The organism is Clostridium frigoris (assembly GCF_018861865.1).
GTDB classification, from domain to species: Bacteria; Bacillota; Clostridia; order Clostridiales; family Clostridiaceae; genus Clostridium_AD; species Clostridium_AD frigoris.
This window is the reverse complement of sequence record NZ_JAHLDV010000070.1, coordinates 1-14,376: the sequence shown is the minus strand read 5'-3', so window position 1 is coordinate 14,376 and position 14,376 is coordinate 1. Positions and strand designations below refer to the sequence as shown.

Sequence of the window (14,376 nt, the reverse complement as noted above, 5' to 3'; positions counted from 1 at the left end):
TGTTTGCTATACCTATTTTTATTACTAACTGCTCTCTTAACACAAAAATTATAGTTCGATATTACTTCATACAAATTCAAGTTTTACATATTAGTTTCCGTGACTACTCAATCTATTTTGATCTATCAATAAATAACATTCATAACAGAATATTATAATATCAATCAGTTTGTAATAAACTCGAGTTCAATATAGAATAATCATCTCCTGAGTCACTGCATATAAACTAATTTATTTTAGAGCCTTACATGAGTCCCTTTCAATCAAGTCAATAGGTAATGTATAATTTGCAGAAAAATTCGAATTACTCTCGATTGATGTTATTAAAGTATTTGTTGCAATCGATGCCATCTCAAGAAGTTTCATTCTTACAGTTGTTAACGCTGGGTTTATATATCTTGCAACCTCTATGTCATCAAATCCTACTATAGAGATATCTTCTGGCACATTTAAATTAGCTTCTTCGATAGCCTGTATAGCCCCAATTGCCATGTTATCATTTCCACAAAATATTGCAGTAGGTATTTCCTTTTGGAGAAGTTTTTTTGTAGCATTATATCCTCCTTTGATTGTAAAATCACCTTTAACAATTAAATTATTTTCTACAGCAATTCCTGCATCTGTTAATGCGCTTTTATAAGCATTAAACCTTTCTATACCTGATAAGTTTTCGGATATTCCTACTATATGTGCAATTTTAGAATGTCCAAGTCCAATTAAGTAATTAGTAGCTTTATATGCTCCGTAATAGTTATCAGCATTTACAATTATACATTTATTATAAACTTCTTCATCTGATTTCACTGCCTGATCTAATAGTGCAACCCTACAACCAGAATTTATAATTTCTTTTATTTCTGACTCTCCATTTTTTTCTCCTATAAAGATTCCACCAGATACAGTTTTATTATAAAAAATTTCTTTTACTTTTTTATAATCCTTTTGTTTACTTACTATAGAAACAAGTACGTTGTAACCCATTTTGCTTGCATTTTCAATAACTGATCCGGTAAATGGTGTATAGTAAGAACTACTAGTAACCTGTCTACCGTTAGGATCCGCCTTCATGTCAATTATAAAAAGACCAATTATTCTATTTTTAACTCCTGCAAGCATTCTAGCAGATGCATGTGGTACATAATTATTTTCCTTTATTATCTGCTGAATTTTTTTTCTAGTTTCATCTGGTACATTATCATAATTATTAATTACCCTTGAAACGGTGCTTCTTGAAACTCCTGCAATCTTTGCAATATCTATACTATTCATTCCGCACCACCTTTTTAATTTTAAACGCGTGTTTATGATATAATAGTACAATAATATTTCACGCTTTTCAACTTATAATATATCGAGATTCTCTCAGATAACCATGTTTTAACATAATTTACTCCATTTACATCTCAATTGCTCTCTTTCTTACAGAATCGTTTACATTTTTTTATTAGAAATTAAAAGTATCTAATATGCATTTAGTGATAACAATTTAGTTTGATCAGTTATCTCATTTATTTAAAATTATCCTTTAACTGCGAAATAGTATAAGAAACTTTTGTTATGGCTTTAAAATTACTGTCAGATGATTAAAATAAATCATGGATAATGATTCTACTATCTTCTACAATATCATCTATTACAAAAGATTAAGGAGGGAAACCCTCCTTATATAGTTAATTCCCCATTTCTACTTCTATTTTATGTTCACATCCGTCACCAAATACAGGTAATATATATCCTTGTATAACTTTTCCATCCACTGTTATTACTTTAATACCTTTGCAAATATGTTTTGGATTACTTACTTTAATATTATATATATCGTCTCTATATGCTCTCTTAATCTCAAAACCATTCCACTCTTTTGGAATACAAGGATTTACACTAAGCCCATCATACTCAGGTTTTACTCCTAAAATAAATTGAGTAATTGCAAAATAGTTCCATGCAGCAGTTCCTGTAAGCCAAGAATTTTTAGCTTCACCTTGTCTTGCTGCATCGCGACCTGCCACCATTTGTGAATAAACATAAGGCTCGGTTCTATGAATCTCACTTATGTCTTCAATAAAGGCTGGAGCTATTTTTTTATATACATCATATGCCCTATCCCCTCTGCCTAAAACTGTTTCAGCGATCATTATCCATGGATTGTTGTGACAGAATATCCCAGCATTTTCTTTATAACCTGGTGGATAGGATGTAATTTCTCCAATGTTTACATCATACTTTGTATAAGCTGGTGTCAAAAGCATTGTTCCATATTTAGTATCTAATTTTTTCTTTACAGAATCTAATGCTTTTAAGGCTAAACCTTCTTCTACCCCAATGCCTGCCATTACACAAAAGCCTTGTGATTCGATATATATTTGACCCTCCGCATTCTCTTTGCTACCTACCTTATTTCCAAAAGCATCATATGCTCTTAAAAACCAGTCCCCATCAAAGCCTCTTTCTATAACAGTTTTCCTCATTTTATCAATGTGATTCTGCGCTATTGTAGCTTCTTCTATTAGGTCAAATCTTTTACATAACTCTACATATTCTGGTCCTATAAACACAAACATTCCAGCTATTAGAACAGATTCAGCAACCCTTCCATCTGGATCTCCAAATGTTTGAAAAGACTCATCTGGCTCAGTTGAAAAACAGTTTAAATTCAAACAATCATTCCAATCAGCTCTACCAATTAAAGGGATTCCATTAGGTCCAAGATTATTTACCACATGATAGAAAGAACGTTTTAAATGTTCCATAAGTGTATCTTTTATGCTTTCATCACAATTGAAAGCCACGAGCTCCCTTAGTATGCTAAAATCTCCTGTTTCCTTTATGTAGGCTGCAGTGCCTAATATTAACCATAATGGATCATCATTAAATCCTCCACCAACTTCGAAGTTACCCTTTTTAGTTAACGGTTGATATTGGTGATAAGCACCACCATCCTCAAATTGTGTTGCTGCTATATCTAGTATTCTTTCTCTTGCTCTGCCCGGAATTTGATGCACAAACCCAAGTAAATCTTGATTAGAGTCTCTAAATCCCATTCCTCTTCCAATTCCAGATTCAAAATATGATGCACTTCTAGACATATTAAACGTTACCATACACTGATAAGGATTCCATATATTAACCATACGGTTTAGCTTATCATCATCCGTTTTTATAGTGTATTTTGATAGTAAATTAAGCCAATATTTACTTAAAGCTTCTAATCCCTCTTCTACTTGAATATCCGTACTAAACCTTGATATCATATCTTTAGCAATAGTCTTATTAACAACTCCAGGACTTTCCCACTTGTCATCTTCCTTATTCTCTACATATCCAATTATGAAGATCAAACTTGCTTCTTCTCCAGGTTTAAGTGTTAATGTTTTACTATGTGATGCTACAGGTGACCATCCACTCGCTACAGAATTATTAGAAATACCGCTCATAACTGTTTGTGGGGAATCAAACCCATTATATAATCCTAGAAACGACTCTCTATCACTATCAAATCCATCTATATCCGTATTAACTGAGTAAAATGAATAATGATTACGTCTTTCCCTATATTCTGTTTTATGATAAATCACAGAATTATCTATCTCAACTTCACCAGTACTAAAATTTCTTTGAAAATTAGTCATATCGTCATAAGCATTCCATAAGCAGAACTCAATAAAAGAAAAAATCTTAATTTTCTTAGTAACATTTGATGTGTTTTTTATTTTAAGTTGGTTAATTTCTCCATGATACTTTAAAGGGACAAACATTAATTGCTCTACTTCAATGCCATTTCTTGCGCTTTTAATTTTAGTATAGCCAAGTCCATGTCTACATTCATAGGAATCTAATTCAGTTTTCACTGGCATAAATGATGGTGTCCACACTTCGCCACCATCATTTATATAATAATATCTTCCTCCACTGTCCACAGGCGCACTGTTATATCTATATCTAGTTAACCGTCGTAGCCGTGCATCCTTGTAAAAACAGTAACCACCACTAGTGTTTGAAATTAGCGAGAAAAAATCATCTGTTCCAAGATAATTAATCCATGGATAAGGAGTCTTAGGTGTAGTAATAACATACTCTTTTCTTATATCATCAAAATAACCAAATTTCATTGTTCATCCCCCCTATATTTGTACAATTCTATTTTATATAAGATATTTAAATATATCAATTATCATATAAGCTTCAATTAGCCCTAATCCTTACATTATATTCTATTAACACGCGTTTATGAGTTTTTTTACACCTTTTTATAATTATATAAAAAAATACAGAATACACCTTAATATATTCCGCTTAAATTATCATATTATTTAATTACATTACTTATTGACAATAAGTGTTATTTTGATTGAATATCATTTAATAAAATTATAATTTCACCAAAACCAATAAATAAAAACCCACTTATAAAGGAATAAAGCATAATTGCAATTGCGTATACCCATCTTAGGGGATTTGGATTTGTTGTTAGATTACTAGTTGGAGTAGTTAATAACAGTCCAAGAATTAAACCACCGAAAATTCCTACACCCATTATGATCTTTCCTATTAATTTAGTAGTAATTCCTATTTTATTTTTTTTGCCACATATTAGTGTATTATTACCTGATGATTTTTTTTGAATTTCTAAAATTTCATTAAGACTCGTCATATATTATTTCTCCTTTTGATTTGAATATAGGGTTATAAAAAATATAAATAAACATATCATCCCGAATAAATAGAAAATCCCAAACACCTTTCCTATTACATCTGCTGCACTTGCAAACGTATAATAGATCTCAGATAATACCATAAAAAATGTTCCAATAGACGCAATTAACGTTGCTGTTTTTAATTTCAAACTTAATCATCTCCCACAATTTGTATAAATACATATAAATAATTCTATAAATATACTTATAATCCTCTAATTTTAAGTAGAATATTTAAGATTTGTTATTAATAATAGTATATAAAATAAAAAAAATAGACTAACAAAATGTAGTCTACTTTAATACAAGATTATTTATTTTCTTTAAGATATGCCTCAAATTCATCTACTGTTGGATAAGAAGACTGTGTACCATATCTCGTAACACTAATCGCTGCAAAAGCTGTTGCTCTTTCTAAAGCCAACAATATATCCTTTGTAGTTACATAAAAATGTGCAAAGCAGCCAATAAATGAATCACCAGCACCTGACGTATCTATTGCATTAACTTTGTATGCCTCAACGAAATGCTCCTCTTTATTATTTATCCATAAGGCACCCTTGCTACCCATTGTAACAATTACATTTTTAACGCCTTTATTTGCAATGTAATGTGCTGCTTCTTTTATCTCATCTACTGTATTTACTTGCTTATTCGTTAAAATCCCCAATTCGCTTTCATTTGGTGCAAAAAAGTCACATTTACAAATATAGTTTAAATCAAGCTCTGGTACACAAGGAGCAGGATTTAGTAAGACCGGAATATGATTTTCATTTGCAAAATCTATGGCATAATAAACAGTTTCTAAACTAATTTCTAACTGCAGAACAATCAAAGAACATTTTTTCAATTGTTCACTTGCAGTATCTATATCCTTAGTTGATAAATCTTTATTTGCACCCTTAATAATCAAAATACTATTTTTAGAATTTTTATCAACAAAAATAGGTGCTACTCCACTTGCCTTATTTTTTTGAATTGTAACAAAATCAGTATTAATACCATTATCTTTTAAGTTTTTAATAGTGTTCTCACCGAAAAAATCGTCTCCAACCTTACTTACCATCATAACATCAGATTCAAATTTTGACGCTGCAATAGCTTGATTTGCTCCTTTACCACCGAACCCCATTTTAAAATCTGGTGCTTCTAAAGTTTCACCATCTTTTGGCATACGATCAATATAAGTTATTAAATCTATCATATTTGAACCAATAACTGCTATTTTCATTTATAAACCCTCCCCTGTGTACTCAAATACAAATATTATCTTTGATTTTATTATATTTTATCTTTTTCCTGTTATAACTTTAAATGTTCTTTGCTCTTGTGGTTTCAAATAAATTAAGCTACCGTTTTCTTTTGCCGCATTAAACCCTTCTGGTCTGCACGTTCCTGGCAAAACAAAAGCTGCAACCTTTTGATCTTCATTATATAATAACCATCTTGTAGCGTAATTAAAGTCTTTTGTTGAAAACTCAGTAAAAAATGTAAATCCTTCTGGTGAGGCCATTTCAAATGTTAAATTTTCTCCATATTTCTCTAAATTATCTGCAAAGAATACAATTTCAGGATCATACATCTCTGGATCATTTAATACATTTAATGACCCTGGGTGCTCTTTAAGCTCTTTATTATAAGCAAGCCAAACATCTGTAGGGTGAACATGAGCAGGAATTGATTCTCTAAGCATAAAAGCTTCATTAGGTAAAGTTTGAGTTAATTTAGCATTATCAACATATGCATAATTCATATGACACATATATTGTAGAGGCATATCTTGATACTCCGACAAATTTGTAACTGACATTTCTATACAAATATTTGATTCTCCTTTTCTTAAAGTAACACTAGGACTTGCTAAATAATGATCTCCGAAACCTTTAGCATATTCTGTATTACCTGCGATTTTTACAAAATCATTGTCAATCTCAAGCCATGAGTTATCCATTTTTGAACAAGCCATTTCACCATGTAAAAGATGAGTATCCTTGGGTGATGGACAACCATTAGCTAACAAACCCGAATGAAAAGCAAAGCAACCATATGTATCTACAATTTCATTCGCCTCCCGAGGAACCTTAAACATATTTTTCATTCTTAGATCATGACCATCAAATTCTAGTCCCCAAAGGATTTGTCCCATAAATGGAAGAATAGTTACCTTTCCTCTACTGTTACTTAATTCAATAACCTCAATATCTGATGGATACTTAAACAATGTTACTTCAAATTCTTCTGATTTATATATAACATACCTGTTTTGACTAAACATTTCTCTATTTAAAAATATTTTATTCATTACAATTCACTCCTTTATTTAATTGTTTGTTTTTCTTCAAAATCGTGTTAAACCTTTTCATTTCTGCATAAAAATATATACCTACTATAGTAAAACAAATCATTGGCACTACAAATGATAATTGCATTGATCCAAGAGAATCAGAAACAAGTCCCTGTATTGCTGGTATAACTGCTCCACCAATAATTGCCATTACAATGATTGCACCTGCTGTTTCTGTATGTTTTTTGTCTTCCACAGCATCCAAAGTTTTAGCATAAATTGTAGCCCAACAAGGACCAAACAAGAAACTTACTACAATAGCTGCATATACAGACGTAATATTAGGTGAAAGTGTAACATAAGCCAATGATAAACAACCTAATATTGAATATAGAAGCAATACTTTTGTAGCATGGAATTTACTCATCAAGAAATTAGCAACAACTTTACCTAGAAAAAAAGCTATAAAGCTATATATCATAAACGTTGAAGCACTTCTTTCATTTATACTTTTATCTAATGTTAATGCTAATCTAATAGTAAACGACCAAACAGTAGTTTGCATGCCTACATAGAAAAATTGAGCAATAATACCTTTTTTAAAGTTGTTATTTTTGATTAAATATTTTAATGTTTCTAATATACTTACCTTATTTTCGGCCTTACCTTTAGTGTTTTGTGGTTTACATTTAGGAAACTTAGTAATTGCAAACAAAATTAAAACTACTATTAAAATTAAAATAAGATATTTATAAGGTGCTAATGTATTCTGAAGAACTGATTCACCAAAATCTTTAGCTTGTTGCGGTGTCATTTTTGACATTTGCGCCTGCAATGATTCACCTTTACCAAATATTAAATATTTACCTAAAAAAACTCCTATAATTGATCCTAAAGGATAAACTGTTTGACTGATATTTAGACGAAGAGTTGCTTTATCTTTCGGACCAATCAGCGAGCTGTAAGTATTTGCTGAAGTTTCTAAAAAACTAAGACCAATAGCAAGAACAAAAATTGCTACCAAAAACATTGAATACGTTGCCATGTGTGATGCAGGAAAAAATAAAGAACAACCAACGATATAAAACCCAAGTCCCGTTAATATAGCTATTTTATAACTTGTTTTTTTAATTATGAGCGAAGCAGGAATTGCAATTAAGAAATATCCTCCGTAAAATGCACTTTGGACAAATGCACTAGCAAAATCGCTTAAGAAAAATACACTTTTAAATTGAGTAATTAATATATCATTTAAACTAGCTGCCGCTGCCCATAAAGGAAATAATAAGGATAATAAACTGTATTGAAAAATAGGCATTTTACTTAAATAACCATCTGGATATTGTTTAATATCTTTCATACGCATATAAATTTTCTCCTTTTTTTATATAATTTTTTAGAATGTTAAGCTGTTTTTCATAACAGCTTAACAAATTTTAGATTAAGCCTATTTTATAAGTTCTATTCCACAACTTGCACCTATTCTTGATGCTCCATTTTTTATCATATCTAACATTTCCTCTTTTGTGTGTATGCCTCCAGAAGCCTTAACTCCCATACTATTACCAACGGTTTCACGCATTAACTTAACATCATGTGCTTTAGCACCGCCTTTAGAAAATCCAGTGGAAGTTTTTACATAATCAGCACCCGCCTCTTTAGCTAAAACGCATGCTCTGATTTTTTCCTCGTCAGATAATAAACATGTCTCTATAATTACCTTAACTAATTTATCTCCTGAAGCTTCCACAATTTTCTTGATTTCTTCTTTTACATATTTATCATTACCTGATTTAAGTTGACCAATAGCAATAACCATATCCACTTCATCAGCACCATCAACAATAGCAATTTTTGTCTCATATACTTTAGATTCTATGGAACACGCTCCAAGTGGAAAACCTACCACTACGCAAACGTTAACATTAGAATCCTGCAATTGAACATGGGCAAGTTTAACCCAACTCGAATTAACACAAACCGATGCAAAATCATAAGTTTTAGCTTCCTCAATAAGTTTTAAAATTTCTTTTTCTGTTGCGTCTGGCTTTAACAATGTGTGGTCAATATATTTAGATGTTTTCATATGTTTACAACTCCTTGAATTTTGTTTATATCTGCATAATAGCATCTTTTTTAACAAATGTAAACTATTAATTTTACATTTGTTCTAAGTAATATTTTTAGATTACAAAATAAAACAAAAAAATAAAAAAACTACTTGATAATATCCAGTAGTCTCTTACTTTATAATTTTAAAAGTAATAATTTAGCAGTAAATTGATCTGTTACTAACGTATTAGCTATTTTAGATGTTAATGCAAAATGCAACGCTTCGATTTTTCTTTCTCCACCAGCCACTAAAATAGTTTGTTCCTTTTTTTTCAATTCATCTAACTCTATTCCAACTATTCTACTATTTATTTTTTCATCACATATCTCGCCTTTATTATTAAAAAAACGTGAACATACATCACCAACTGCGTTTTTCTTAATGCTCTCTATCTCTTCTTTATTAAAATAACCTAACCTAAACAATAAAGCGTCATCTTTAACTGTGCCTGTAGAAAAAATAGCAATATTTGCTTGTTTACCCATTTGTATTATTTGATTAATATGACTATCTTTTTCTGTGATTTTTTTAAGCTCTGGTGTATCAAATATAAGCGGCAAGGGAAGGGATCTTCCATTTGCATGAAATGCATTGGTAAATAATTTATTTATTTCAGATGCATATGTAGTAATATGTGTATGACTTAACCCACCTTTAAGTTGAACAACCTGAACGCCATTTAGTTTTTTTTCAACTAATTGCGTAGCTATTGAATACATAGTTGTTCCCCAACTTATTCCAATAATATCATCATCTTTAACAATATCGTTAAGATACTCGGCTGCAGCTCGGCCTATATGTTTTTTTATCTCATCATTATTATTTAATGGCGAATAGGCAATAATAACATTATTCAAATTATACTTTTCTTTTAGAGCAATTGATAAATCATCCGATATATTTGCAGGATCATTAATCTGAATAGTGACATAACCATGTTCCCTTGCGTAGTTTAAAAGTTTCGAAACTGTAGGTCTAGAAATACTAAGTAACTCTGCAATTTGGTTCTGACTATATTGTGATTCATAATACAATCTTGCAACATTTATACTCTGTCTATCCTTATTTTTTTCCATAATTTTAGTCTCCTATTATAATTTATAATATAGTAAAATATAGGATAATATTTTAAAATCCCATGATAATAGTATATTGTTCTTAAATTTAAATGTCAATATATCATACATAATTTCACTCTCAACTTTACAATTGTGCAAATAAGCTTTATTATAAAATCATAATCAAGTCTAAAAGGGGGTTTATTATTATGGAGTATCAAGACTTAGTTTCTAAAGCGATCGACGCAAGAAAAAATTCTTACTCTCCTTATTCTAAGTTCAAGGTTGGGGCGGCTGTATTAACTTACGACGGAAAGATATATTCAGGGTGTAACATAGAAAACGCTTCCTATGGCGCAACTAATTGTGCAGAAAGAACTGCAATATATAAAGCAGTATCCGAAGGATACACTACTATTAAAGCAATTGCTATAGTCGGAGTTGAAAATGATTATACTTATCCTTGTGGTATTTGTAGACAAGTGATAGCAGAATTTGCATCAGTTGATACTAAAATAATACTTGGAAAAGGTGAAACTGAGTATTTAGTTAAAACATTAGATGAGATATTACCAGGTGCTTTCACTAAAAAAGATTTAGGTAAATAATAACGATAAAAAAGGAGATTTAAAATGAATATTGCTAAACTTATTGATCATACTGAATTAAAACCAGTTGCAACAAAAGGACAAATTCTACAATTAATAGAGGACGCTAAAAAAAACAATTTTGCTTCAGTTTGTGTAAATCCAATATGGGCAAAAGTTGCTAGCCTAGGCTTAAAAGATAGTGAGGTTAGTGTGTGTGTTGTTATAGGATTTCCACTGGGCGCAAACACAACTGAAACAAAAGCATTTGAAGCAAAGGATGCAATTAAAAATGGAGCAACTGAAGTAGATATGGTTATTAGCATTGGTGAACTAAAGGATAAAAACTACGCTTACGTAGAGCAAGATATTAAAGCTGTAGTTGAAGTTGCAAAAGGAAAAGCATTAGTTAAAGTGATTATTGAAACTTGCTTATTAACTAGAGATGAAAAAATAAAAGCTTGCCAAATCGCTAAAAAAGCAGGTGCAGATTTTGTGAAAACATCAACAGGATTTTCAAAAGGTGGAGCTACTGTAGAGGATGTTAAATTAATGCGTGAAACTGTAGGTAAAGAGATGGGCGTAAAAGCTTCCGGTGGTATTCATACCAAAGAAGAAGCTATGCAAATGGTTGAAGCTGGCGCAACTCGCATTGGGACAAGCTCAGGTATTGCAATTATTTCTTAGATATAAAAAGGATTTTAAAATAAAAAGCATGTAGATTTGTATTTATGATTTTAATAACTATAAATACAAATCTAAATACAAAATATTTTTAAAATCATAAAAATGTTTTATATTTAGATTATAAATATTGTAATCGTTATATGATTTTACTATATTAAACTAATGATAATCAAGGGGTGTATCATCTAAATGAAATATATTATTGGAATTTTCGGGTTAATTGTTGTCTTAGGACTTGCATGGATTACTAGTACTGATAAAAAAAAGGTGAAATATCGTCCTATCGTTATAATGGTTATTCTTCAATTCATACTCGGTTTTATCTTACTAAATACTGGTGTTGGTAGTATTCTAGTCGGTGGAATCGCAAATGGTTTTCAATTATTACTTAAATGTGCTGGCGAAGGCGTAAATTTTGTATTTGGTGGATTAGTTAACGCAAATCAATTTACATTTTTTATAGGTGTGCTTTTACCAATAGTATTTATTTCTGCTTTAATTGGAATTCTTCAACACTTTAAAATACTTCCGTTTATAATTAAATATATAGGCCTCGGCTTAAGTAAAATTAACGGTATGGGTAAACTAGAATCTTATAATGGTGTAGCCGCTGCTATTCTTGGTCAATCAGAGGTATTTATTTCTGTAAAAAAAGAACTTGGTCTATTACCAGAGCATAGACTTTATACCCTTTGTGCATCAGCTATGTCAACAGTATCTATGTCGATAGTTGGTTCATATATGGTTCTTATAAAACCTAGATATGTTGTAACAGCCCTTGTTTTAAATTTATTTGGTGGATTTATTATATCTTCAATTATAAATCCATACACAGTGACTGATGAGGAAGATATCTTAGTGATTCAAGAAGAAAAAAAACAATCATTCTTTGAAGTCCTTGGTGAATATATTATGGATGGATTCAAAGTAGCTGTCATAGTTGGAGCAATGCTTATTGGATTTGTAGCTATAATTGCTATGATTAATATGATTTTTAAAGGCATTTTTGGTATTTCTTTTCAAAATTTACTTGGATATATATTCTCACCCTTTGCAATTTTAATGGGTGTGCCTTTCAGTGAATCAATACCTGCAGCAAGTATAATGGCCACGAAATTAGTATCTAATGAATTTGTTGCAATGACTAGTTTAGCTACTATACATTTAACAACGCGAACAACAGCTATTGTTTCTGTATTTTTAGTTTCTTTTGCTAATTTTTCATCCATTGGAATTATTTCAGGAGCAGTAAAAGGTCTCAATGAAAAACAAGGAAATGTTGTAGCTAGGTTTGGATTAAAGCTACTATTTGGTGCAACACTCGTAAGCATATTAACAGCAACTGTTGTTGGTTTAATTGTATAATATGAACACCTAATAAAATTAATGTATTTATAAAATTCAAATAAAAAGGATGGTAATAAAATGAGAATGGTAGATGTAATCTCAAAAAAACGTGATGGTAAAGAATTAACAACTGAAGAAATCAATTTTTTTATAGAAGGTTATACTAAAGGAACTATTCCTGATTACCAAGCAAGTTCCCTCGCAATGGCTATTTATTTTCAAGATATGAATGATCGTGAGAGAGCTGATTTGACTATGGCAATGGTTAATTCTGGAGAAACTATTGATTTATCAAAAATTGAAGGCATAAAAGTAGATAAGCACTCAACTGGCGGTGTAGGTGATACAACAACATTAGTACTTGCTCCCCTTGTTGCTGCTTTAGATATACCTGTTGCTAAAATGTCTGGACGAGGTCTTGGGCATACTGGTGGAACAATTGATAAATTAGAATCTATTAGTGGCTTCCATGTAGAAATTACAATAAGTCAATTTATTGATTTAGTTAATAGGGATAAAGTTGCAGTTGTTGGTCAAAGTGGAAACTTAACTCCGGCAGACAAAAAGCTATATGCTCTTCGTGATGTAACTGGAACCGTAAACTCAATTCCACTCATAGCTAGTTCTATTATGAGTAAAAAAATTGCAGCCGGAGCAAATGCAATAGTACTTGATGTTAAAACGGGTGCAGGGGCTTTTATGAAAACAGATAAAGATGCAGAAAATCTAGCACATGCTATGGTTGAAATTGGTAATAACGTAGGAAGGAAAACCATGGCTATAATTTCTGATATGTCTCAACCTTTAGGCTTTGCAATCGGTAATGCACTTGAAGTAAAGGAAGCTATTGATACATTAAAAGGAGAAGGCCCTGAAGATTTGACAGAGCTTGTCTTAACTCTTGGAAGTCAGATGGTAGTCCTTGCTAAAAAAGCAAATACATTAGAAGAAGCAAGAAAAATGCTTATGGACGTAATAAAGAATGGCAAAGCAATAGATAAATTTAAAGTTTTCATTAAAAACCAAGGTGGAGATTCATCAATTGTAGATAATCCTGAAAAATTACCCCAAGCTAAATATAAAATTGATGTTCCTGCACTAACTAGTGGTGTTGTATCTAATATGGTAGCTGATGAAATTGGTATTGCTGCGATGCTCCTCGGTGCAGGCAGAGCAACAAAAGAAGATAAAATTGATTTGGCAGTAGGACTTATGCTACGCAAAAAAGTTGGCGACAAGATAGAAAAAGGTGAGCCCCTTGTAACTATATATTCAAATCGTAAAAATATAGAGGATGTAAAAGCAAAAATATATGAGAATATTTCAATTAGTGATCATGCAACTAAGCCAATGTTAATTCACGAAGTTATTACAAAATAACTCCATATTAGGCGAGGGTGTAAATTATTTTGTGTATTCTCTTTCTTTAAGCAAAATAATTGAATTATTTAATTATGAAAAACTGTTAATATAGTTTATAGATATTGTTACTTTATAATTACTTTTCAGTATATGATTTCCATTTATAGCTATTAATATACCCTCTAAATATTAGGTTAGGGCAGTGTTGAGATGTGAATTGAGTCGTTATTGAAGAATAATACAT

Annotated in this window: 13 protein-coding genes; 4 read left to right on the top strand and 9 right to left on the bottom strand. The window is 30.9% G+C overall.

Annotation, left to right across the window (positions count from 1 at the left end):
* Positions 1–231: 231 nt before the first annotated feature.
* The 9 genes from KPL37_RS17630 to deoR form a co-directional block, all read right to left on the bottom strand.
* Entirely contained in the window at positions 232–1,269 is a 1,038-nt protein-coding gene (locus KPL37_RS17630; protein ID WP_216151383.1) for a LacI family DNA-binding transcriptional regulator, read from the bottom strand.
* Between the two features lie 401 nt (positions 1,270–1,670).
* On the bottom strand, positions 1,671–4,109 hold the full coding sequence (locus KPL37_RS17625; RefSeq protein WP_216151382.1) for a glycoside hydrolase family 94 protein: 2,439 nt from the start codon (positions 4,107–4,109) through the stop codon (positions 1,671–1,673).
* Between the two features lie 230 nt (positions 4,110–4,339).
* Entirely contained in the window at positions 4,340–4,651 is a 312-nt protein-coding gene (locus KPL37_RS17620) for a hypothetical protein (protein WP_216151380.1), read from the bottom strand.
* Positions 4,652–4,654: 3 nt separating this feature from the next.
* Entirely contained in the window at positions 4,655–4,843 is a 189-nt protein-coding gene (locus KPL37_RS17615; protein ID WP_216151378.1) for a hypothetical protein, read from the bottom strand.
* A gap of 161 nt (positions 4,844–5,004) precedes the next feature.
* On the bottom strand, positions 5,005–5,925 hold the full coding sequence (gene rbsK, locus KPL37_RS17610) for a ribokinase (RefSeq protein WP_216151376.1): 921 nt from the start codon (positions 5,923–5,925) through the stop codon (positions 5,005–5,007).
* 57 nt (positions 5,926–5,982) lie between these two features.
* Positions 5,983–6,996, bottom strand: coding sequence for an aldose 1-epimerase family protein (locus KPL37_RS17605; protein ID WP_216151374.1), 1,014 nt, complete (start codon positions 6,994–6,996; stop codon positions 5,983–5,985).
* Positions 6,989–8,344, bottom strand: a complete 1,356-nt coding sequence (gene fucP, locus KPL37_RS17600) for an L-fucose:H+ symporter permease (protein ID WP_216151372.1) — start codon at positions 8,342–8,344, stop codon at positions 6,989–6,991. The genes KPL37_RS17605 and fucP overlap by 8 nt, the downstream gene beginning before the upstream one ends.
* An 81-nt stretch (positions 8,345–8,425) precedes the next feature.
* Entirely contained in the window at positions 8,426–9,064 is a 639-nt protein-coding gene (gene deoC, locus KPL37_RS17595; protein ID WP_216151371.1) for a deoxyribose-phosphate aldolase, read from the bottom strand.
* 161 nt (positions 9,065–9,225) lie between these two features.
* The gene (gene deoR / locus KPL37_RS17590; protein ID WP_216151369.1) at positions 9,226–10,167 is read right to left on the bottom strand and encodes a DNA-binding transcriptional repressor DeoR; all 942 of its coding nucleotides are present in this window, start codon (positions 10,165–10,167) and stop codon (positions 9,226–9,228) included.
* A gap of 191 nt (positions 10,168–10,358) precedes the next feature.
* Between deoR and KPL37_RS17585 the strand changes: the two genes are divergently transcribed.
* From KPL37_RS17585 to KPL37_RS17570, 4 genes are all read left to right on the top strand, one after another.
* Entirely contained in the window at positions 10,359–10,757 is a 399-nt protein-coding gene (locus KPL37_RS17585; RefSeq protein ID WP_216151367.1) for a cytidine deaminase, read from the top strand.
* Positions 10,758–10,781: 24 nt separating this feature from the next.
* Positions 10,782–11,423 (top strand): deoxyribose-phosphate aldolase, encoded by a 642-nt coding sequence (gene deoC, locus KPL37_RS17580; protein WP_216151366.1) that lies wholly within the window; start codon positions 10,782–10,784, stop codon positions 11,421–11,423.
* A 189-nt stretch (positions 11,424–11,612) separates the two neighbouring features.
* A complete protein-coding gene (locus KPL37_RS17575) occupies positions 11,613–12,788 on the top strand; it encodes a NupC/NupG family nucleoside CNT transporter (RefSeq protein WP_216151365.1) in 1,176 nt (391 codons plus the stop codon).
* Positions 12,789–12,848: 60 nt separating this feature from the next.
* A complete protein-coding gene (locus tag KPL37_RS17570) occupies positions 12,849–14,150 on the top strand; it encodes a pyrimidine-nucleoside phosphorylase (protein ID WP_216151364.1) in 1,302 nt (433 codons plus the stop codon).
* Positions 14,151–14,376: the final 226 nt, after the last annotated feature.

Excerpts from the sequence above, each read along its gene's own strand:
- KPL37_RS17630 (WP_216151383.1), bottom strand. The coding sequence starts at position 1,269 with ATGAATAGTATAGATATTGCAAAGATTGCAGGAGTTTCAAGAAGCACC.
- KPL37_RS17625 (WP_216151382.1), bottom strand. The coding sequence starts at position 4,109 with ATGAAATTTGGTTATTTTGATGATATAAGAAAAGAGTATGTTATTACT.
- KPL37_RS17620 (WP_216151380.1), bottom strand. The coding sequence starts at position 4,651 with ATGACGAGTCTTAATGAAATTTTAGAAATTCAAAAAAAATCATCAGGT.
- rbsK (WP_216151376.1), bottom strand. The coding sequence starts at position 5,925 with ATGAAAATAGCAGTTATTGGTTCAAATATGATAGATTTAATAACTTAT.
- KPL37_RS17605 (WP_216151374.1), bottom strand. The coding sequence starts at position 6,996 with ATGAATAAAATATTTTTAAATAGAGAAATGTTTAGTCAAAACAGGTAT.
- fucP (WP_216151372.1), bottom strand. The coding sequence starts at position 8,344 with ATGCGTATGAAAGATATTAAACAATATCCAGATGGTTATTTAAGTAAA.
- deoC (WP_216151371.1), bottom strand. The coding sequence starts at position 9,064 with ATGAAAACATCTAAATATATTGACCACACATTGTTAAAGCCAGACGCA.
- deoR (WP_216151369.1), bottom strand. The coding sequence starts at position 10,167 with ATGGAAAAAAATAAGGATAGACAGAGTATAAATGTTGCAAGATTGTAT.
- KPL37_RS17585 (WP_216151367.1), top strand. The coding sequence starts at position 10,359 with ATGGAGTATCAAGACTTAGTTTCTAAAGCGATCGACGCAAGAAAAAAT.
- deoC (WP_216151366.1), top strand. The coding sequence starts at position 10,782 with ATGAATATTGCTAAACTTATTGATCATACTGAATTAAAACCAGTTGCA.
- KPL37_RS17575 (WP_216151365.1), top strand. The coding sequence starts at position 11,613 with ATGAAATATATTATTGGAATTTTCGGGTTAATTGTTGTCTTAGGACTT.
- KPL37_RS17570 (WP_216151364.1), top strand. The coding sequence starts at position 12,849 with ATGAGAATGGTAGATGTAATCTCAAAAAAACGTGATGGTAAAGAATTA.